Annotated in this window: 26 protein-coding genes; 6 read left to right on the forward strand and 20 right to left on the reverse strand. The window is 36.8% G+C overall.

Annotated features, from left to right (window positions below; all coding sequences use genetic code 11):
• Window positions 1-7: 7 nt before the first annotated feature.
• The 16 genes from FJR03_RS10040 to FJR03_RS10115 all read right to left on the reverse strand — a co-directional run bounded on the left by FJR03_RS10040 (window position 8) and on the right by FJR03_RS10115 (window position 12,234).
• Window positions 8-862: a hypothetical protein gene (locus FJR03_RS10040; RefSeq protein WP_193113369.1), complete on the reverse strand. Its 855-nt coding sequence runs from the start codon at window positions 860-862 to the stop codon at window positions 8-10.
• Window positions 856-1,647: a hypothetical protein gene (locus FJR03_RS10045; RefSeq protein WP_193113370.1), complete on the reverse strand. Its 792-nt coding sequence runs from the start codon at window positions 1,645-1,647 to the stop codon at window positions 856-858. Before FJR03_RS10045 ends, FJR03_RS10040 begins: the two co-directional genes overlap by 7 nt.
• Window positions 1,640-2,323 (reverse strand): 23S rRNA (guanosine(2251)-2'-O)-methyltransferase RlmB, encoded by a 684-nt coding sequence (gene rlmB, locus FJR03_RS10050; RefSeq protein WP_193113371.1) that lies wholly within the window; start codon window positions 2,321-2,323, stop codon window positions 1,640-1,642. Before rlmB ends, FJR03_RS10045 begins: the two co-directional genes overlap by 8 nt.
• Window positions 2,324-2,385: 62 nt before the next feature.
• Entirely contained in the window at window positions 2,386-3,201 is an 816-nt protein-coding gene (gene rsmI / locus FJR03_RS10055) for a 16S rRNA (cytidine(1402)-2'-O)-methyltransferase (protein ID WP_193113372.1), read from the reverse strand.
• Window positions 3,202-3,214: 13 nt separating this feature from the next.
• Window positions 3,215-3,415: a 50S ribosomal protein L31 gene (gene rpmE / locus FJR03_RS10060; protein WP_193113373.1), complete on the reverse strand. Its 201-nt coding sequence runs from the start codon at window positions 3,413-3,415 to the stop codon at window positions 3,215-3,217.
• 106 nt (window positions 3,416-3,521) lie between these two features.
• Window positions 3,522-4,193 carry a 16S rRNA (uracil(1498)-N(3))-methyltransferase gene (locus FJR03_RS10065; protein WP_226962118.1) on the reverse strand — a complete coding sequence of 224 codons (672 nt, stop codon included), beginning with the start codon at window positions 4,191-4,193 and terminating at the stop codon, window positions 3,522-3,524.
• Window positions 4,190-4,606 carry a hypothetical protein gene (locus tag FJR03_RS10070; RefSeq protein WP_193113375.1) on the reverse strand — a complete coding sequence of 139 codons (417 nt, stop codon included), beginning with the start codon at window positions 4,604-4,606 and terminating at the stop codon, window positions 4,190-4,192. The genes FJR03_RS10065 and FJR03_RS10070 overlap by 4 nt, the downstream gene beginning before the upstream one ends.
• On the reverse strand, window positions 4,606-5,187 hold the full coding sequence (locus tag FJR03_RS10075) for a 6-pyruvoyl trahydropterin synthase family protein (RefSeq protein WP_193113376.1): 582 nt from the start codon (window positions 5,185-5,187) through the stop codon (window positions 4,606-4,608). The genes FJR03_RS10070 and FJR03_RS10075 overlap by 1 nt, the downstream gene beginning before the upstream one ends.
• Window positions 5,188-5,288: 101 nt before the next feature.
• Window positions 5,289-6,047, reverse strand: coding sequence for a 7-carboxy-7-deazaguanine synthase QueE (locus FJR03_RS10080; RefSeq protein ID WP_193113377.1), 759 nt, complete (start codon window positions 6,045-6,047; stop codon window positions 5,289-5,291).
• Complete coding sequence (moaA, locus tag FJR03_RS10085) at window positions 6,047-7,012, reverse strand: GTP 3',8-cyclase MoaA (protein WP_193113378.1); 966 nt, start codon at window positions 7,010-7,012, stop codon at window positions 6,047-6,049. Before moaA ends, FJR03_RS10080 begins: the two co-directional genes overlap by 1 nt.
• 24 nt (window positions 7,013-7,036) lie before the next feature.
• Entirely contained in the window at window positions 7,037-7,504 is a 468-nt protein-coding gene (locus tag FJR03_RS10090; protein WP_193113379.1) for an RDD family protein, read from the reverse strand.
• A gap of 223 nt (window positions 7,505-7,727) precedes the next feature.
• Complete coding sequence (locus tag FJR03_RS10095; RefSeq protein ID WP_193113380.1) at window positions 7,728-8,672, reverse strand: c-type cytochrome; 945 nt, start codon at window positions 8,670-8,672, stop codon at window positions 7,728-7,730.
• A 9-nt stretch (window positions 8,673-8,681) separates the two neighbouring features.
• Entirely contained in the window at window positions 8,682-9,896 is a 1,215-nt protein-coding gene (locus FJR03_RS10100; protein ID WP_193113381.1) for a cytochrome b, read from the reverse strand.
• A 14-nt stretch (window positions 9,897-9,910) separates the two neighbouring features.
• Window positions 9,911-10,435: a ubiquinol-cytochrome c reductase iron-sulfur subunit gene (gene petA, locus FJR03_RS10105; protein ID WP_193113382.1), complete on the reverse strand. Its 525-nt coding sequence runs from the start codon at window positions 10,433-10,435 to the stop codon at window positions 9,911-9,913.
• 62 nt (window positions 10,436-10,497) lie between these two features.
• The gene (locus FJR03_RS10110) at window positions 10,498-11,292 is read right to left on the reverse strand and encodes a hypothetical protein (protein WP_193113383.1); all 795 of its coding nucleotides are present in this window, start codon (window positions 11,290-11,292) and stop codon (window positions 10,498-10,500) included.
• Between the two features lie 57 nt (window positions 11,293-11,349).
• On the reverse strand, window positions 11,350-12,234 hold the full coding sequence (locus tag FJR03_RS10115) for an AraC family transcriptional regulator (protein WP_193113384.1): 885 nt from the start codon (window positions 12,232-12,234) through the stop codon (window positions 11,350-11,352).
• 161 nt (window positions 12,235-12,395) lie between these two features.
• Here FJR03_RS10115 and FJR03_RS10120 point away from each other — a divergent pair, with 161 nt between their 5' ends.
• From FJR03_RS10120 to FJR03_RS10145, 6 genes are all read left to right on the forward strand, one after another.
• A complete protein-coding gene (locus FJR03_RS10120) occupies window positions 12,396-12,797 on the forward strand; it encodes a hypothetical protein (RefSeq protein ID WP_193113385.1) in 402 nt (133 codons plus the stop codon).
• A 54-nt stretch (window positions 12,798-12,851) separates the two neighbouring features.
• A complete protein-coding gene (locus FJR03_RS10125) occupies window positions 12,852-13,673 on the forward strand; it encodes a porin family protein (RefSeq protein WP_193113386.1) in 822 nt (273 codons plus the stop codon).
• Window positions 13,674-13,683: 10 nt separating this feature from the next.
• On the forward strand, window positions 13,684-14,322 hold the full coding sequence (locus tag FJR03_RS10130; RefSeq protein WP_193113387.1) for a response regulator transcription factor: 639 nt from the start codon (window positions 13,684-13,686) through the stop codon (window positions 14,320-14,322).
• Window positions 14,309-15,364, forward strand: coding sequence for a sensor histidine kinase (locus FJR03_RS10135; RefSeq protein WP_193113388.1), 1,056 nt, complete (start codon window positions 14,309-14,311; stop codon window positions 15,362-15,364). Before FJR03_RS10130 ends, FJR03_RS10135 begins: the two co-directional genes overlap by 14 nt.
• A gap of 63 nt (window positions 15,365-15,427) precedes the next feature.
• Window positions 15,428-16,588 carry a YjgN family protein gene (locus tag FJR03_RS10140; protein ID WP_193113389.1) on the forward strand — a complete coding sequence of 387 codons (1,161 nt, stop codon included), beginning with the start codon at window positions 15,428-15,430 and terminating at the stop codon, window positions 16,586-16,588.
• Between the two features lie 4 nt (window positions 16,589-16,592).
• The gene (locus tag FJR03_RS10145; RefSeq protein WP_193113390.1) at window positions 16,593-17,672 is read left to right on the forward strand and encodes a M48 family metallopeptidase; all 1,080 of its coding nucleotides are present in this window, start codon (window positions 16,593-16,595) and stop codon (window positions 17,670-17,672) included.
• Window positions 17,673-17,676: 4 nt separating this feature from the next.
• Here FJR03_RS10145 and FJR03_RS10150 read toward each other — a convergent pair whose 3' ends face one another.
• The 4 genes from FJR03_RS10150 to FJR03_RS10165 are packed head-to-tail and all read right to left on the reverse strand — an operon-like array spanning window position 17,677 to window position 19,933.
• Window positions 17,677-18,237: a YqiA/YcfP family alpha/beta fold hydrolase gene (locus FJR03_RS10150; protein ID WP_193113391.1), complete on the reverse strand. Its 561-nt coding sequence runs from the start codon at window positions 18,235-18,237 to the stop codon at window positions 17,677-17,679.
• 14 nt (window positions 18,238-18,251) lie between these two features.
• Entirely contained in the window at window positions 18,252-18,998 is a 747-nt protein-coding gene (locus FJR03_RS10155) for a TIGR01458 family HAD-type hydrolase (protein ID WP_193113392.1), read from the reverse strand.
• 58 nt (window positions 18,999-19,056) lie between these two features.
• Window positions 19,057-19,344 (reverse strand): helix-hairpin-helix domain-containing protein, encoded by a 288-nt coding sequence (locus FJR03_RS10160; protein WP_193113393.1) that lies wholly within the window; start codon window positions 19,342-19,344, stop codon window positions 19,057-19,059.
• Window positions 19,345-19,396: 52 nt separating this feature from the next.
• Window positions 19,397-19,933: a YbhB/YbcL family Raf kinase inhibitor-like protein gene (locus tag FJR03_RS10165; protein WP_193113394.1), complete on the reverse strand. Its 537-nt coding sequence runs from the start codon at window positions 19,931-19,933 to the stop codon at window positions 19,397-19,399.
• Between the last annotated feature and the right edge of the window lie 9 nt (window positions 19,934-19,942).

Consider the following 19,942-nt stretch of genomic DNA (forward strand, 5'->3'; position numbering starts at 1 on the left):
TTTAGAATTATCTTGAGCCTTTTGGGTAAAAGATCAATTCATCTTTGATATTTTTTAAAGTATAAAGATCTGAAATTTTCATATATGTTGCATTTTTTGGAATCTCTAAATAAAGTCCCTTGTATATAGTCTCTTTTTTGATCACTTTTAAAAGGTGTAAAGAGCTGTCATAGTATGCTATATAAGGATACCAATGGTTTCTAGAACTGCTTTGTACATCTAGTGTTTTTATCTTTGAAACATCAAACCAATGCTCATATAATGAACGTTTTCGTACAGATTGTTTAGAGTCTTCTAATTGTTCTACATTTAATTTTGCATGTGAAATATCTATAAGATAAGACCACTCTTTTGCATTATCTCTTTGAATATCTACAATTTCACACAGTTTTTTCTTTAACTCTTTTTGTAATAGTAATGGATCTGTCGCATACTCAGATGTAAGATTGATACTCCATATAAATTCAGAAGCATCTCTTGTAGAAGCGATAGTCACATATTTGTAGTAGCCTAAAGAGCTTAAAGTATCACCGATAATTTTCACAAAAAAGATTGGAGAACCATTTGTTCTAAAGTTGAGTCTTATCTCTTGAGGTGTATCGAAAAACAGGTTTAACAAACCGTTATCTTGTAATGTCTGGATCACTTTTACCGAATCAACCCTGTCGTTTTTAAAATATGCACTTTTTGGATCAAATACAGCATTGATAAAGTCTAGATTTTGTTTATAAGTCTCTTCAGATACAAATCCTTGTATTTTTGCACTTAAAAGCTCTGCAGGTGTAGTAACATTTGTATCTTCTGTCTCTTGGGCATATAAACTCCCTAAAAAAAGAAGAACTAAAAGAAATTTTTTTACCATACATATCCTCTGTTAAATCTTTTGAATTCTTCAAGCGTTATAGGTTTAAATTCACCCTCTTTATAAACAAATTTGAGACCTTTTTCAGATTTGTAAGTATACTCTTGACCGTTAATTTCAAAGTCTACATACCCGTGTCCCAGAGTGATAAGCCAGTCTCTATTTGGATCAAGGTTAAACTCTTTTTTAAAAACTGTTTGATGTTTTTTGTTTGTATCTAGTTCTATATACCCTATCCAAAGTTTTCTGTGTGTCTTTATTACAAAAGATTTTTCTACAACCTCTTCTTGCGGCACTGTTTCTTCTACAACTACTGTAGTATTTGTTTCAACAACACTTTCGTTACTCTCTTGTACATCTGAATTGTTTACTTCATCGACAACTTTTTCTTTAACTTTTTGGATAATTTCATTCTCATTAACAACAGGTTCTGCTACCTCTTTTGAATCAGCGTAAAATGTAAATAAAAATACTAGAAAAACTATAACAGCGATAATAATATAGAGTGCTTTATAACTTCGTTTAGGCTGCACTTTAACAAAGATACTTTCATCTTCGTGAACCTCTTTTTCACCGTCAAAGTAAGCTATCCCTTTTAGTTTAACAGAGTTCAGATCAAGATTGTATTCACGTTCTAATATTGATATAAAGCCTGTAAACTGGATCTTATTGAGGCCGTCATAACTCTCATGTAATATAGCTTGAACATGTCCTACGGGAATATGGGTTTTTTCATAAATCGCTTGGGCACCTATCGCTTGTAACTTTTCTAAACCTTCACTCATATCTCATCCTATCCATTAAAATAGCACCTGCCACACTTACATTTAAAGAATCAAAGTCGTGTGACATCTTAATACTTACAACGTTATCGAGTTTTGAAGAGACTCTAGCGCTGAGCCCTTCCCCTTCGCTGCCAAGAACCAATACTCTTTTTTTAGTTATCTTGGCATCGCGAATGTCAATTCCACCCATATCTGCACCATAAGTGCTAAAACCGGACATTTTTAAATCGTTAAGTACATTATGAATATTATGCTCAATTGCAAAAGGGATATCAACTAATGCACCCGTACTAGTTCTTAATATTGGTTCAATTGGAAGTTTTTTTACTCCACAGGCAACTATAGCATCAACACCAAGAGCATAGGCACTGCGTATAATTGAACCTATATTACCGATATCGGTAAGTCCTGCTAAAACAACAATAAAATCTTTATCAAGAAATGTTTTAAAATCATGAAGTTGATAATCTTCCACTTCAGCCAAAAAGCCTTGATGGTTTGCATTTTTGCTCATCTTTACGGCAGCTTCATTCGGGATTCTTTTGATCTCGAATCCCATCTTCATAAGTCGTGAATACTCTTTTTTATCAAGCTCACGTGCAAGATAAAGTGTTTTAATCTTTTGTGGATAATTATCAATAAGATAGTATATTGGTTGCTTTGCATAAATTAACATGGGGACATTTTAGCAAAATTTTTTTAATTAATGTTAATATTTAAGGCTTTTAGCGTCAGAAGTTAGAGTTGCATCAATCTTTGATAGCAAGCTTTCGTGTTTTCACCCGTAATTTTGGCTATTAACTTCGCCTGTGCTTTTTTCGGTAGGTCTAGAGCAAGGATGTCATTTTGTGTAATAGCAGAGCTGTTTTGTTTCTCTCCTGCTTTGATCACGACAACCCATTCCCCTTTAAAATTCCCGTCTAATGTTTTTAGGATCTCATCAGCAGTGCCGCGAAGATATTTTTGGAACTTTTTACTCAGCTCTTTGGCTATAAAAAGCTCTCTTGCTGGTTCGCTTTTTGCGATCTCTTTTAAGAGTTTTTCTATTCTGTGGGGTGATTCATATAAAATCGTCGTATAACCGTTGTGCAGTGCTTCATTTAAACCTGCTTCACGTGATGCACCTTTATGATCCAAGAAACCTAAAAAAAGCATCTGTGTCTCAACAAATCCGCTCGCTACAAAAGCAGTTAAAACTGCATTTGCACCCGGTAAAATATCATACTCAATACCATTTTTTATACAGTAATCTACAAGAACCTGTCCTGGATCGCTGATACCTGGCATCCCGGCATCACTTACGTAAACAACATTTTGCTCAAAAAAAGATTTTTCTAGCTTTTCAACAAAAGATTGTTCATTATGGGAATGTAAAGAGATAAACTCTTGTGTTTTTTCAAACTGAGTATTGTAACGCTCTTTTAAAATATGGATAAGTTTTTTTGTGACGCGAGTGTCTTCACAAAGAAGGATGTCGGCTTCACTTAAAGCTTCTATAGCTCTAAGTGATATGTCGCCAATGTTCCCAATCGGAGTTGGAACAAGTGTAAGCAAAATATTTTCTTGATTATTTTTTGCTGTATTTTGCGTTGAATTTTTCGATACGACCAGCAGTATCTACGTTACGCTCAGAACCTGTGAAGAATGGGTGACATTCATTACAGATATCAATTCTCATCTCATCTTTTTGAGATTTTGTAACAAAGCTGTTACCACAAGCACAAGTAACTGTACAGTCTACTAAATTCGGGTGAAGATCTTTTTTCATCTAATTTGCCTTTTACCATTCGTCAAAGTACGAATAGTGATATATTTTTTAAATCCGTATGGGGGCGGATTTTTGGAAATGGGATTATACCAAAAAATGTAAAATATTACAATAGTATCTTTGAAGCTACGGCAAGAGCTGCACTCTCAGAACGCAATACCAGCGGGGTGTCGAGTCTAAACACATCATAACCGCTTAAGAACTCACGCTCCTCTGGAGAAAAACCACCTTCACAGCCGATAAGTACCGTTGAAATATCAGCATCATCCTCTAGAACATTGTCACAAAAATCGAACACTTTCGTATCGGGATTTTCACTCAAAAACTCTTGAAGGTTTTTTGCCGTTGCAAACTCCATAAAATCACTTCTGCCACACTGTTGATTGGAAGCTTCTATGATTCGCTCATAACGTTTAAAATCAGCCTTGAAGTTTTTTTGGCTTCGATTGCAGTAGATAAAAGTGATCTTCTCAACCCCTATCTCATTTAAACTTGGAAGTACCTTCTCAACTGATTTAGAATCAATCACACACCAGCCAATATGCAACTCTTTTTTCGCCTTGACCTCATTTATCTCTTCGCCGAGATATGCTACTTCAAGCGATCTTGGATCGACAGAAACCACTTTATAGAGGTAAAGCATCTCTGGAGCCTCTTTTCTTCTAAATCCAAGCGTATCACCCTCTTTGTGACGACGCACTTTTACAAGATACTTGTGTAACTCACCCTTGATCGTAAAACGCTCTTTACCTGCATTTTCTTCATATATAAAAATCATGAGAAAAACCACATCCATATTGAGATTGCAACGACGATGAAAAATTCAAAATACAGGATTTTATAGGCAAACTGTTTATAAACTACAAAGTCGATAAACTCGTCATCATCTACGTGTTTTAAAGCTTTTGAACGTCTCACCTCTTTAACAATTAAGGTAATAGCCACAATAATCATAAGGATATTTTCTAACGTAAAATCGAGATGCTTCGTAGCCATCATAATGCTACCTGTGAAGATTGCAGCAGCTACGAGCATCGAATTAAACGGTAGTAGAAAAACTGAACGTAAACGTTTATATTTCGCAGAATCATCCGCTTGATACAAAAGTACAATATTTACAACAATTGCAAAAATAAGTAGTAAAATTCCAATAGAGTGGAGGTTGACCCCCATTGAGTACATTTGTTCCATTATACAGACTCCGGATTTATAAACTCTTCACCATCTTTTAATTTTTCAAATAAAGCAGTATCGTTAAAACTTTCAACTACTGCGTCTGAAAACGCAATTTTCTCTAGTTCTATTATACCCATTTGTTGATTGTATACATCTTCTCGAAATGCTTGAGCATATCCTGTATCTGTTTCATGAACGATTACACTGTGAAGCTGCACCTTTTTTTCACCGTTTTTTGTTTTTGTAAGTCCAAACAATTTATCTATAAGAAAAAAAATAACACGCGAAAACTGTTCAGCTGAAGGAGATACAGGAAGTTCCACCCAACGATCGGAGTGTTTTTTCATATCAGCTATATACTCAGGATTATCACCGCTCCATAAAGTGATCGCATGATCAAACGACTCAACAAGATCTTTTATGTTTTGTTTCATTAGACCAAAATCATATACCATCTGACCATTGTCCAGATAGTTTGATTCAAATAAAACTTCAACCTTATAAGAGTGTCCGTGAACAGAAGAGCGGCATTTCACACTTGAACATCCGCGAACAATATGTGCGTTTTCAAATTTGAATAGTTTACGGATAATCATTCTTTTACACCTTCTAAATTCAATGCTTTAGCGCTTTATTAAGAGGACTCAGACCGAAGGGAGGATTTGCTCTTCTTAATAAAGTGATAAAGCAGTTAAAACTACACACCCTTATTTTCATCCCATATACGGATGTGCAGCCTATCACTAAAATTATAACCTTTATTTTTACAGTACTCAATTAAGGCAAGAGTATTTTTCTCTACATCTGCTTTATTTCCACCCAAAGGCATACAATACACATCTGTTTGAGGAGCATGTTCAGTTATTTGTTCTATCTCATCATCTAAAGCCATATTGATCGAGTCTTCATCGATAGAGAACTTAAAAAAAGCATCTTTTGCATTTGTAGCAATTGAGTTAATAACACCGCCACGCACCCTTTTAGAGAGTGGTTCAGCAGAGTTTTCCAACTTGACAGAGAGTGCAAATACACACTTTTTGTAAACCGGGTATTTTTCAAAATCAACCGCTATCGTTCCATTTGTTTCAAATGTAATACGATGATTGTTTGCTACCATTTTTTCCAAAAACTCTACAAATATTTCATCATTTGCATAGATCAAAGGCTCACCACCTGTGAGTACTACATCGACACCAGTGGGCAAATCATAAAGATCAAATATGTTTAAAAGTTGCTGTGCTGAATCTATCTCGATCCAAGCGTGGGAGAAGTGTTCTTTGTTTACGGCGTAAACAGTATCACACCCTAAAACCTCTGCACCATCTTCGGCAATTTCCCTGCATCCAAATCCTTCACATTTCATGTTGCATCCGCCAAAACGGAAAAAAAGGCTCGGAGTACCAAGATAGCGACCCTCCCCTTGGATGGAGTAAAAATGTTCAACGAGGTATAACATTATCCACCCGTCTCATAAAATGCGCGAGTTGAAACTTCATCATCCTCACCACCCCAGCGGTTTTTCTCAGGTTTGTTTTTTACAACCTCTTTAAGAACAAGGGCAGCGCCTTTAATATCTCCACGCTTTACAAACTCTGCAATGCTCATCGCTTCATCAAAATAAAGACAAGGGATCAAATGCCCTTCAGCAGTTAAACGGATACGGTTACACTTTTTACAAAAGTCATCTTCATACGGTTCTATTATTCCAAACTCATACCCATCTTCAAGTTTATAATAGTGTGATGGTGAATGACCGTCAAACCCTTCATCTTCAAAACTGTATTTTTCTTTGATAATACTCAACAGTTCTGGAGATTTTAAACCTTGAATATCTTCTTGGGCATGTTTGTTTTCCATATACTCAATGAAACGGATCGTCATGTTACGATCTTTACAATACTCTAATAAATCTAAAATCTCATCAGAATTGATCCCTTTCATCGGCACCATGTTTACTTTTACTTTTAGCCCCACTTTTAACGCTTCATCAACACCGTCAAGTACGTTTTGCAGTACATCTTTTTGTGCTATCTTTTGCGCCACTTCAGGTTTAAGTGAATCAATACTTACATTGATACGTTTAAGTCCTGCGTCTTTTAGTTTTTGTGCAGCCCCTTTAAGTAAAAAGGCATTGGTTGTCATCGCCAAGTCTATGTCAGGTTTATAGTCATAGATCATCTTGATAAATTTATCCAGATCCTCACGTAAAAGCGGTTCACCACCTGTGATACGGATCTTTTTTACACCTTCATCTATCGCTACACGCAAGAACTCAAACAGCTCTTCAAACGTTAAAAGGTTTTCTTTTGGTACCCATGAAAAGGGTTTTTCCGGCATACAGTAGTTACATCTGAAATTACATCTTTCAGTAACCGATACACGGATATAATCAACTACTCTGTCATAGCTATCTACTAGCATTTAATTTGTCCTAAAATAATATATTTATTGCTTAACTTCTATTTCGATTGTACCACACACTATATCATGCAGTGCTTTTCGATCTTTTCTATAAAAAGGAGTTAATAATCCTAAAAGGATTGTTGCAGAGAATAAAAACATTATAAATCTACAAACAGCTCTAAAAAAAGAGATATTTTTTTGTGTTTTATCATCAACAACTTTAATCAAATATGCTTTTTTCCCCGGAGTTTGACCAAACTTTGCAATAAGTATTGCATAGATCACACCATAGATCGATACAGCGATAAAAGGTGCCAATTGAGAAGCTTGAAACTCCTCTTTTGAACCCATTACAACATACGCTATAAAATAGAGTATAGGTGCATAGATCATAAACATATCAACGATTAATGCTTTTACCTTATCTGAGTATTTTGCATAAAGAAGTTGTTTTTTTTCTTGTTTATTTTGCTGATTTTTTTTCTGTTTTTTTAGATCTCTAAATCTCATGCGCGCATTATAGCAAAAGCTAACTTGTAGAATGTAAAGTCGATTTTAAAATTTAAAATGAAGTTATATTAGAGGGAGGTTTCTTGCACCGATAGGGACAAAGCTTTAGTCGCCACAGCGGCGCAAGCGAAGTAAAGTGAATTACTTCACTTTACAGACTATCTTTAGTGACCTGAGCGGTTCAAGCGAAGCAAGATGAGCTTAGCTCATTTTGCTATTAAAATTAGTGAAGGTCTCTCCAGATAGCTTTTTTCCAAAGAATAGCAAAGATTGCAAAGATAATGATATAGATCATTACATTTTTACCAACCTCTTCTCTCTCAGCACGTTTTGCATCACCAGAATCTTCAAGATACTCAATCACTTTTTCCATAGCGTGTTCGTTTACACCAACGCGTGGCATTGCAGTACCTTTTAAGTAGTTTTGTGGGTTCTCTACAAATGTTTCAATGTAGTGAGCACCACGAGAACGGATATAGATACTTAAATCAGGTGGTAATTTACCCATGTATGCTTTTAAGCTGTCTTGATAATCAAGTACATCTGATTTGTATTTTAACTCTTCTTGCTCTTTTTTGAATGCAGGTTTATTACCAAGCTGTGTCCACTCTGCATAGTGGTTAGCATGACATCTACCACAAGCTAACTCATATGCTTGTTCAGAAGTAAGTTCCTCTTTTTTCACTGCTACAGATTGTAAATATGCAACCATATCAGCTACTTCTTTATCTAAATCACCACCAGCTCCATAGAATGGTACCATTGGGTGCATTTGCCCTTTTTCAGCATCAAATTTATGCTCAACCATTAAAGCATGAGCAGGATTTTTAATTAAGTCTGCAAGGAATTTCGCATCATATACAGCACCGGCATTTGATAAGTCAGGTGGATTTACACCATAACTCTGAGCTGCAGTTACAGGATCCATAGGAGCCGGCATACCAGCTACTTCCATAGAGTGACATCCAAGACATGCACCTGCACCCATTACAAGCTCTTGCCCGTTTGTTACGTTTGCATCCGTTAAGTTTACATCTGCTAAATCTTCATATGCAAACCCTTCACTCTCGATATGCTTATGCATTTGAGAGTGTGCGAACGGTTCAACTAAGTAGTAAGTTACAAGAGTAAAGAATACTACAACTGCTAATATTTTAAGTTCTTTCATCATATTCTCCTATAACTCTTTCTCTTTTTTTGTAATAAACGGTAGTAAAATCCATAATACAATAAATGTGATTGCCGCAACTAAACCAATAGTACTAAAGATACCCTCAGGCGGTAGTTTACCCATTGCAGTAAGTACGATCATATCTACTAGCATTACCCAGAACCAAACATTAAACAATCCTCTACGACTTGCAGGAACAGCATTTGGACTTCTATCTAAGAACGGTAATAAGAAGAAAATAACCTGTGCAAAACCAAACGCAATTAGACCAGGGTCAGTTGGGAACGGACGTAAAATCTCATATGACCATAAGAAATACCACTCTGGGTAGATGTGTGCCGGAGTTTTTAATCCGTCAGCAGGGTCAAAGTTTACAGGGTCCATTGCAAAACCATAATGGTAGAATACTAAGTAAAAGAAGAATACTAAATAGATTCCAACTACCATCATATCTTTAGACATAAAGTCGTTAGCAAATGCGATAACTTTTGAACCAGCTTTATCACCAGCTTTATATTTTGCAGCTTCAGCTTCAAAGTCGATCTCTTCACCGTCTTGGTTGTTTACGTGAGGGATACGAAGTGCAGCAAAGTGTAAACCGATAAGCGCTAAAATTGCTAAAGGTAATAAAAGTACATGTAACATGAAGAAACGGTTTAAGAACGCTTGTGCAGGTACATAATCCCCACGAATCCATTCAACTAAACCATCAGCATGTAGTGAACCACCGGCAAATAAGTTAGTAATAACCATACCAGCCCAGTAAGACATTTGTCCCCATGGAAGCATATATCCAGAGAATGCCTCAGCTGAGAAAGTTACGAACAATAACATACCAGAGATCCAGATCATCTCACGACCCTTCTTGTAAGAACCGTAGTAAATACCTGTAAACATGTGAATATATATAATAAGGAATACTACTGACGCTGCTACACCGTGAATGTGTCTCCATAACCAGCCAAACTCAACCTCTTTCATAATAGTGTAGTTAACACTATCAAATGCTGTTGCAACATTTGGTTGATAATACATAAGCAAGAAGATTCCAGATACTAACAGTAAACCGAAAGTTACTGCAAGGATCATCCCCATTGCCCATAAAAAGTTAATATTTTTCGGAATCCAATACTCCGTAGCCATTACACGACGTACAGCATCTACTGCTAAACGTTGGTTTAACCAGTCGTGTAGGCTTTTTGCTTTTTCAAAATGTGCCATTTTCTCCCCTTAAATTACAGCGTTACGCCATTGGCTTTCATATTTTTATACTCTGGTCCTTCTTCACCAAGTACAAGTGTGTTTCCTTCTACTTTAAATGGAGGAATGTCAAGACCACGTGGTGGTGGAGCTTTTGTAACATCACCTGTATAATCATACGTACCACCGTGACATGCACAAAGGAAAGATTTATCATCTGGATTGTAACTTGGGATACAACCAAGGTGTGTACAAAGACCTAAGTTTACTAAGTACCCTTCTCCATTGATCATAATACTACGAGCTTTTTGTTGCTCTGTTAATTTTGCTAGCATATCTGCCGTATATTTTAAAACAAAAATAGGCTTCCCACGCCATTTTTCAGTTACTAGCTCATTCTCTTTATATGCCGACATATCAAGTGTTGTAAAACCGGCTGCTTTTACACTCGGAAGCGGATCCCAACTTTTTTTCATTGCATAAAGTGATGCAACAGCGCCAACTCCCGCAACAGCACCGAATGCTTTTCCCATAAAACCTCTACGGCTACTATCTTTCATATTTTCGCTCACTTTCTTGTGAATTTTCAAATCTTATTATATACCAAATAAGTTTTAATTATTTATAAAATTAAGTTTTCTTTTAGAAAACCTGCAAACTTGTTGCAATCGGAAGCGATTTTACCATAATTTATCTCATTTATGTGATTAATCGTCTCATTTAACTTGTTTTTATCATACCCTATTACGATTGGTATATTTAGCTCTTGAAACTTCTCATTAAAATCTTGCGTGTAATCGGCTCTTTGTATATAAACAGGCTTTCCACCCGCAGCTAATGACTCTAACACCGCTTGTGGAGAAGCAGTGATGAGGATCTCACTTTGCATGATCATATCGTCGTAGTCTTCAAACTCAAAACAGTTTTCAAAAGTTGCTTGTAATTCATCTTCATAATCTAAGAAATAGTAGTACCCAAGTTGCAGATGTGGATTTAGATCTTTAACGAAACTTAGCTGTTTCATCAAATCTTTCTCATAATCGTCATCTCCGAAAAAATAAGAGATTTTTACCGATTTTTCTTTTTGTTCGAAATATTTATCGGCAATAACTATCTCATCATTCTCCATGACATAGAGTTTAGAAAAGAAATTTTTCATATCTTCAAGCATAATAGGATTAACTTCTGCCGAGTCTAGTATTAGCTGGTCACCTTTTTGCGCGATATTGGCTATGTTTCTGACAACATCGATTCCCACAGCTTTATCGATTCCGAAGTGTCTTGCTTCCTGTGCTATTCTAAAGTCACTGCATAAAAGTGTAATATCTTTATCTAGGCAACTCAGCACAGCAGCAGCTCTACGGAATCTATCGAGTCCTATTCTATGACCCGTATGCACATAATAATACGTCTTCATTTTTCTATCTCGCTTCCATTATATATAGATACGAAATATTACACTTTGAAGTTTAATCTAATATTTTATAGAGAGGTAAAAATCTAAGTCAAAGTTTCCATCTTCTGTAAGATACTTATTTTGTCTATAGATTGCATAAGGGGGTTTTGTAGTTGTTTCATATTCGTTTCTCGGTAGCCATTCGAGATAGAGCCACTGAATAAAACGTAGCAGGTCCCCACAAGCACCCTCTAAAGTAAACTTTGCATACACACCGCTTGCTATGGTAAATTTCGGTAATCTGTTATTTTCCAGTACTTTATTTTCATTATCTACTACACAAGCAACATACTGACAATCTTCAAGGGGTGTAATAGAAGGGTTGTCGTGAAACAGACTTATCTGTTGATGTTCTTCAAGCTGGTTTGTATATATCCATGTCTGGATCTTCTGCCAGGTCTGACGGATCGCATCATTGTATCCGCGATGACGTATATAGTATGCCTGCATCTCCGGCATCTTTACTATTTGAGGTTCAAGGTGATCAAAGTTATCCAGAGTGATTACGGAGTTTCTAATCTTTAGCGAGTGATCGACAATTTCATTTGAATATTCCAGATAACCACCCTTCCTCCAAACTTTCGGTGTCATTGAAAAACGCTCTTTAAATGCACGTATAAATGAGGTTTGAGAAGAGTACCCACATGCATTTGCCACTTCAGATATTGTCGAATATCTGTTTGTAAGAAGAAGGTTCGAAGCTTTTTGTAAACGGATCGACTTGATCGTCTCATAAATGTTTCGATCAAACACCTCTTTAAATATTTTATGCATATAGAACTTGCTGATGCCATAATTTTTTGCAAGTTCGTCCATGTTTATATCTGTATCTATATTTGTATAGATGTAAAACATTATATTGTTGGTAATTTTTATCTTCTGCTCAAGCGTTTCTCTCTTCATGGGAACTATTCTAACAATAAAGAGTAACAAAGAGAACAAAAACAGATAATTTTAGAACAAAATGATGCGAGAGGATAAACTCGTTACACAAAGTGAGGATCTGCTAACACTTTGCTAACATATCTGTGTCATACTACCACCATCAAAACAAGGAGTCACAGATGAAAAAGACACTATTAACTCTAGCTTTGCTAGGTGGTTTAACATTAAGTTTCGCAGAAGATGTTGTAGTAGATGACACTACTACGATTGATGAGCAAATTACAGAGATTCAAACAGCACCCCAGCAAGAGCGTGTAAGACTTATGAACCAGTTTAAGTTACGTATTGCAAACATGAATCAAGAACAAAGAGAAGAAGCACTCTCACAACTACAACAAAGAATGCGTACAAACTCTGAAGAACAAACAGATGCACAACAAGAGATGCAGATGCAACAAGCTCAGGAGATGTTAAAAATTCAAAACATGAATCAAAACCGTATTGGAAATCAGTTCCGCCAACAAATGCCTCAAAACATGACGCCAACAAGTAATCCTACAAATATGATGAGTGGCCGTTAAGTCTATGCAACCAAACAGAGTCGCCTTTGGGCGACCTACTCAAAAGGAGCAAAATTGAAAAAAATATTCTCATTATCTCTATTATTATTTTTAACAAGTGGCCTCTATGCACTTGATTCCGATATGGATGGGGTAAATGATGCTAAAGACAAATGTCCAAATACACCTTTTACAGATCTTGTAGATATCAACGGCTGTACAAAAAGCTCTGTTATTCCCGATTACCACTATGATGTTATAGTTGGACTCAGCTACACAAATTCAGACTATACTACTATAAATAAAACAGACACTCTTGCAACTACTTTTCAAGCAGATTACTACTATAAAAACTTTTCACTGCAAGCTTCGACATCTTTATTTACAACACAAGCTGACGGTTATAGCGAGAGTGGATTGAACGATTCGTTTATAGGTGCAGCATATCAGGTAGTACCGACATCTCCACTTACGATCCGATTCTCAGCCGGAGTTATACTGCCGACTTACGATACATCATTAAACAATAACAACACAGACTACACGGCAGGTATTAACTTCAGCTATAAGGTCGATAAATATAATCTTTTTGGCGGCTATACATATACAATGATCAACGATGATGATTACAATGACGGTACACTCAATGTAAAATACCAAGATACAAACGGTTACAGTGCCGGTGTTGGATATAATATTACAAGTAAGTTATACCTAAGTGGTGCATATAATACAAGTGACAGTATCTATGTGGGTGCAGAAGATATTAAAACTGCATCACTCTATGGATACTACAGTATAGACAAAAACTGGTTCTCAACTTTTTCGTATGCATACGGGATTAGTGAGAGTGCTAGTCAAAGCTATCTTGCTGTAAAACTGGGATACTTTTTTTAGGCTAAAGATTATGAAAAAAAATATACTGCTCCTTGAAGATGACAGAGAACTGGCATCTACCCTTGCCGAACTGCTTGAGGAGAACGGATACAGTGTTGAGCTTGTTCATAACGGCAACGATGCGATCGATGCCAGTTATGATAACAAGTATGAGCTCTATGTCTTCGATATCAATGTCCCAGATATGAACGGACTTGAATTGCTAGAAAGTTTACGCAATGCAGACGATACTACACCGACTATATTTATCAGTGCAATGATTGATCTAAACTCTATCTCAAAAGCTTTTGAGATAGGAGCGGATGATTATCTGAAAAAGCCGTTTTTCCCCGAAGAGCTGCTTATAAGAGTCAAAGCAAAACTTGCACAAACTACTAAAGCTATCTCCTACAAAAACCTAAAATTTTTCCCCGATACGAAAACACTTTACAAAGATGATACAATTGTACAACTAGGTGAGGTTCAGGAGAGATTATGTGATCTCTTTATGCACAACATAGGCTCAGTACTTGATAAAACGATCCTACTCGATCAGCTGACACATCCATCCGATACGGCTTTAAGAGTGGCGTTAAACAAACTCAAACAAACGACGGGCTTAGCTATAAAAAATATTCGCGGGGTAGGATACATAGTTGAAAAAAGTTGAACTCAAAGCACTTATTAGAAGTTTTTTACTCTTTTTTCTTTCAATCACAACCCTCCTTGGCACACTTTTTTTCTTTGAATACAAAAAAGATATCACCGCACTTGATGAGACTATTTTGTCTGAGATGAAGGTGTGCAGTTTCAATCTTCAATGTACAAAATACCAGTTTGATTTTGCACCGCTCAAAGAGGAACAGCTCTATAAACTCCATAAAGAAGGTGATAAGCTCAGCTCCTACTTCCTCATCCCGGGATCACAAAAAAATGCTCTGAAAATTTATCTGCAAAAAAGTGAATATGAAAAAGAACTTGAAACTTTAGAAAAAAAACTTTTAGTGGAGTTTTTCTTCGTAGTCATAATAGTACTGTTACTCTCTCTTCTCTTTGCTTTTTATACCTTGGCACCACTAAGGGATGCTCTCAAACTTACAGAGGAGTTTGTTAAAGATATACTCCATGACTTTAATACACCCCTCTCAACACTCAGACTCAATACATCTATGTTAAAAAGCGAGTTTGGCGAGTCAAAGAAGATTACACGTATAGAGAATGCGGTACAAAACATTTTAAACCTTCAGGCAAATCTGCGCGCTTATCTTAAAAGTCACTCCAGCCAAAAAGAGGTTTTTGACTTAAAAGAGGTTGTAGAGGAGAGAGTAGCAATGGTTGAAAGCAATTTTACGACAATCCGTTTTCACACCACCCTCTCACCCCAACAGCTCAATACCCACAAGAACTCTTTTGTCAGAATAGTAGACAATCTCCTCTCAAATGCAGCGAAATACAATAAAGAAAACGGAGAGGTATTTGTTTCTTATGAAAAAGGAGTTTTAATCTTCAAAGATACAGGCAAAGGGATCAAAAACCCCGATAAAATCTTTGACAGATTTTATAAAGAGCACGAAAGAGGGATAGGAATAGGTCTACATATTGTCAATAAATTATCCCAAGAGTTAGGTATAGAGATCGAGATAGAGAGTGAGCTCAATAAAGGCTCAACATTCAGGCTCAATTTAACAAAACTGCTTGTGAATAATAATTAATAAAAACAAAATTAAATATTTTTATGCTACACTCAAAGATGAAAAACGTTTTAGGAGAGCAATATGAAACCCTTAAAATTTCAAGGAAGCGGCTTTGAGTACTTCAAAATATGGATAGTAAATCTTGTACTTATCGTCCTTACATTAGGGCTTTACTACCCTTGGGCAAAAGTAAGACGAAACAGATACTTCTACGGAAACTCTGTTTTAGAAGATCGTAATTTCGAATACCATGCAGTAGGAAAACAACTCTTTTTCAGCTATCTTATAGCACTTGTACTTTTCATAATCTATGTTATCTTTACAGAATTTTTTCCACCTGCTGCAGCTTTATTTCTTCTTGGTCTGTTTGTCATAATCCCATGGGTGATCGTTAAAAGTATGATGTTCAATCTTAAAATGACAAGCTTCTCAAATGTACGTTTTAGTTTTGAGAAGAACTTTTCAGATGCTTATTTGAACTTTTTACTCTATCCTATGGGGATGTATATAGGTTTTATTTTTGTAATGTTTGCGGTTGGTTTATTGTTTGCACTTCATGTAGCTATTGGGCTTATAGGGCTTGTAGGTGTTTTCTTTTTTATGATCTACGCGATCGCATTTTTGAAAAAAAGAAATTCGGAGTTTTACATAAACAACGCGAGTTACGGACAAGGAAAATTTTCCACTACTATTGAGCTCAAAGAGTTTATGAAAATCAGTGCAAAAACTTTGGGTATAGGCCTTGCACTTACCATTGCACTTTTTGTAATTGTCGGTATCATCAGTGCAACATTTATAGGTGCAGAGACTATGCAGGAGATCTCTGCGAGTATGCAACAAAATGGTGACCCGCAAAACTCTGGAATTATTGTAGCTTTAATCGGTGCCATTTACGGAGGGATGATCCTTGTAATGGTTGCGACAATGGCATACTCATTTGCCCTAAACCGTGAATATATCTATAAAAACACGCTTCTTGATGAGAATATCGGTTTTTCATCGACACTCAAAGCTTTACCGTTTATGTGGGTAACTGTTTCAAACTTTTTTCTTATCCTTCTTACTTTGGGATTTGGAGCGCCTTGGGCGAAAGTAAGAGTTGCAAAGATAGTTCTTGCTAACACTTATGTAGATACTACCAAAGGGTTTGATAAATATATCTCAGAGAACCAAACACAAACATCTTCACTCGGAGATCAGATAGGTGATGCATTTGATGTCGATGTAGGCTTAGGTTTCTAGAGCGATGCAACTTAAGGGTTACTGGTATGCAAAAGATAGCGCTGCACAACATGGTGCTATCTTGCAAACAGATGTAAAAAACTACACACTTATTGTAGATGAAAAGGTACACTGTAGCGGATTACTTGAAGAGTTAAAACTCGATGACAGACTGGGAAATATAACAAGAAGAATCAGTCTTAAAGACGACTCTGTATTTACCTGCGATCAGCACGATCTAATAGATACCCTTTTTACGAAACACAAAAAAGCAAACCGCTTTTTACACTCACTAGAATCAAAACTTCATTCTGTATTTATCTCCATTGTAGTTCTTATCGTCAGTATTTATCTGTTTGTAGATAAAGGGATTCCCTACTTTAGCGAGAAAATAGCTTACGCCCTGCCGCTAAAGACAAATGAACTTTTAAGCAAGCATACAATGGATGCACTTGATAAGTACCTTTTTAAACCCTCAAAACTCTCTTTAGCACAACAAAAAGATATCCGTAAACGTTTCAGAGATAAACTGCTACCGAATCTGCCTGAAAAAGAGCACTTCAACTACCATCTCAATTTCCGCCTTTTACAAGACAGAAACCTTTCCCTTCCAAATGCGATGGCTCTACCATCGGGCGAGATTATACTTACCGATAAATTTGTCGAGTTATGCAGCAGTGACGAGGAGCTTGATTCTATCATCTACCATGAGGTTGGTCATATCGTACATAGAGATTCTCTCAAGATGCTGATCGAAGGTACTTTTATCTCTGTGAGCGTAATGGTCGCATTGGGTGATCTTAACGGCTTTGCAGATATGGGAGTGGGACTTGGTTCAATGCTTGTAAATCTGCAATATTCACGGGAGCATGAAAGCGATGCCGATCGCTTTGCTTTTGATCTGATGCTTAAAAACCATATGGATCCTATCGCCTTTGCAACCATTATGAAGAGAATGAACTGCTATCTTACATCAAGAATGAAAGACACTAAAGAGGATCAATTGAGCCAATATATCTCAACACACCCACAAACAAAAGAGAGGATAGAGATAGCAAAACGCTACAGCGACTGCTATAAAGAGGGTCTTACAGAGTGTAAGTAACCCTCTACTCTTTTATAAACTCCAAAATAGTTTCAAAATGTCTGTCAATATCTAAAAAGCCGTGATCACCGCCATCTTCGATGATCATCTTTGCACCTTTTAGTTTTTGTTCAGCCTCTTTATAGTCCAACACCTCATCCCCTTTTCTTGCCAGAAGAAAATAGTTCTCCTTGTTGTTCACATCTACGCTGAATTTTTTCAAACTCTCAACCTGTTCTTCGTCCCAGCTAAACGAACAGTTGCCGTTATAAAAGCTGGCATTGTTACCCAGCACTTTTTTAAGTGTCACATACGGCTTAATCGAAGGGTTAATAAGAACTGCTTTGAGGTTGTACTTTTCACTCAGATAAATAGCATAGTAGCCGCCGAGTGATGAGCCCATTAAAGTGATCTCTTCATCTTTGCACACCTCTATGAGCTCTTCTAAAGTTGAGATGGCAAGTTCCGGGATAAACGAGAGTGAAGGTGCCAAGAACTTTACACCTTGAGTTTTAAAATACTCCCGAAACAATTTGGACTTACCGCCCTGCCCGCTACTTCCAAAACCGTGAATATACAAAATCATTCGTCTCAATCCTTTTATAAACTTGCTATCGAATCTAAAATCAGATCAGGAATTATACCTTTTTGCAGATCTAACTTATGAAACTTTCCAGTTTTTACTAGTGCCGCTTGCAAGCCCGCATTTTGTGCACCGTGTATATCACCCTCGATGTCATCGCCTATCATTATACATTCAGACGGATTTACCCCTAAAGATTGGCAGGCAAGTTCATAAAACTCTTTCGACGGCTTGCCTAACACCTCTGCTTTTTGCCCGCTGGCATACTCCAAAGCACTCACAAAACACCCAGCATCCATACTCAGTTCATTGTCACTGTCTTTAAAATAACGATTGTTTGCCACCGCTACAAGCTTTGCCCCTTTAAGCAGGGTACGAAAAGCATGGTTTAGATTTTCATAGCTGAAGTTGTGTTGGGCGTCGCCGACTACTACATATTTTTTCTCGTAGTTTTTCAGTGAGTCAAAAAATCCCGTTACGTTGTCGGTAAGAAGAAAGTCAGCATTACTTTTTTGCTCTTCTAAAAACATCTTCGTCATATCGAGTGCCGTTATTACATCTTCCGTATCTATTTCAAACCCAAGTCCGCGCAGTTTTTCTACAACCTGAGGACCTGTTTTTTGTGTAGTATTTGTAAGAAAGCGGATCGGATAGTTCTGTTTTATCCTTTTCACGGCTTCAATGGCACCCTCAATCGACTCATTACCGACATATAATACCCCGCCGATATCGCATAAAACTGCTTTTATATTTTCTGCTAACATCTTCTCCCTTTTATAGAGAAATATCTTTTATTCTAATATATTAACAAGTTGTTGGATCTTAGAATTTCCATCTTTTTTTTCGCTTATCGGTGTATGCCCACCACACTTTCGGCTCGGCACCCTCCATAAAGTCTGTGATCGACATAAAGACATCGAGTACGCACGGATCTTGTCTGGAAGCTTTTTGTTCACACAAAAGATCATATAGCTTCTTCGGGTCTTTTCCTTTAAGATCGTCTGGAGTTTTTATACCGATAAATTCAAGATCTTTGGCAATTGAAGCACCGATATTGGGCAAATCGGTTAATTTTTTTGTTTCTTCTCTGACGACTTTTACAGGGTTCATGCCGACTCCATAATATTATAAGTACTTCTCTATAAGCTCTTCCATTTTTATTTTAACGGCTGAAATACGCTACAACAGAAGCTTTTGCTATTGTATGTGCATTTACCATATATCCCACAAGCGCAGGTGATGCATCTGCTTTAACTCCCAGCGTATCTACATCTAAAGCATATAGCGTAATTACATACTGATGAGAACCGTGACCTACAGGGGGACACGCACCGCCAAAACCGCTTACACCGTAATCTGTTTTTGTTTGCAGTGCACCTTTTGGCATAAGATCTAAAGCTACATTACCGCTGTTTTGTTTTAAAGTTGTTACATCTTTAGGGATGTCCACAACGATCCAGTGCCACCATCCGCTGCCTGTTGGAGCATCCTTGTCATACATCATGATCGCAAAACTTTTTGTCCCTTTAGGGGCATTTTCCCAATTTAGTGACGGGGAAATATTTTTTCCCGTACATCCAAAACCGTTAAAAACCTGTGCATTACCCAACTGTCCGCTAAACTCATCGCTATTAAGTGTAAATCCCTCTGCAAATGCCATAGAAACACTCACTAGTAGCATTAAGATAATTTTTTTCATCGTAACTCC

It is taken from the genome of Sulfurimonas marina (genome assembly GCF_014905095.1).
In the GTDB taxonomy this organism is placed as follows: domain Bacteria; phylum Campylobacterota; class Campylobacteria; order Campylobacterales; family Sulfurimonadaceae; genus Sulfurimonas; species Sulfurimonas marina.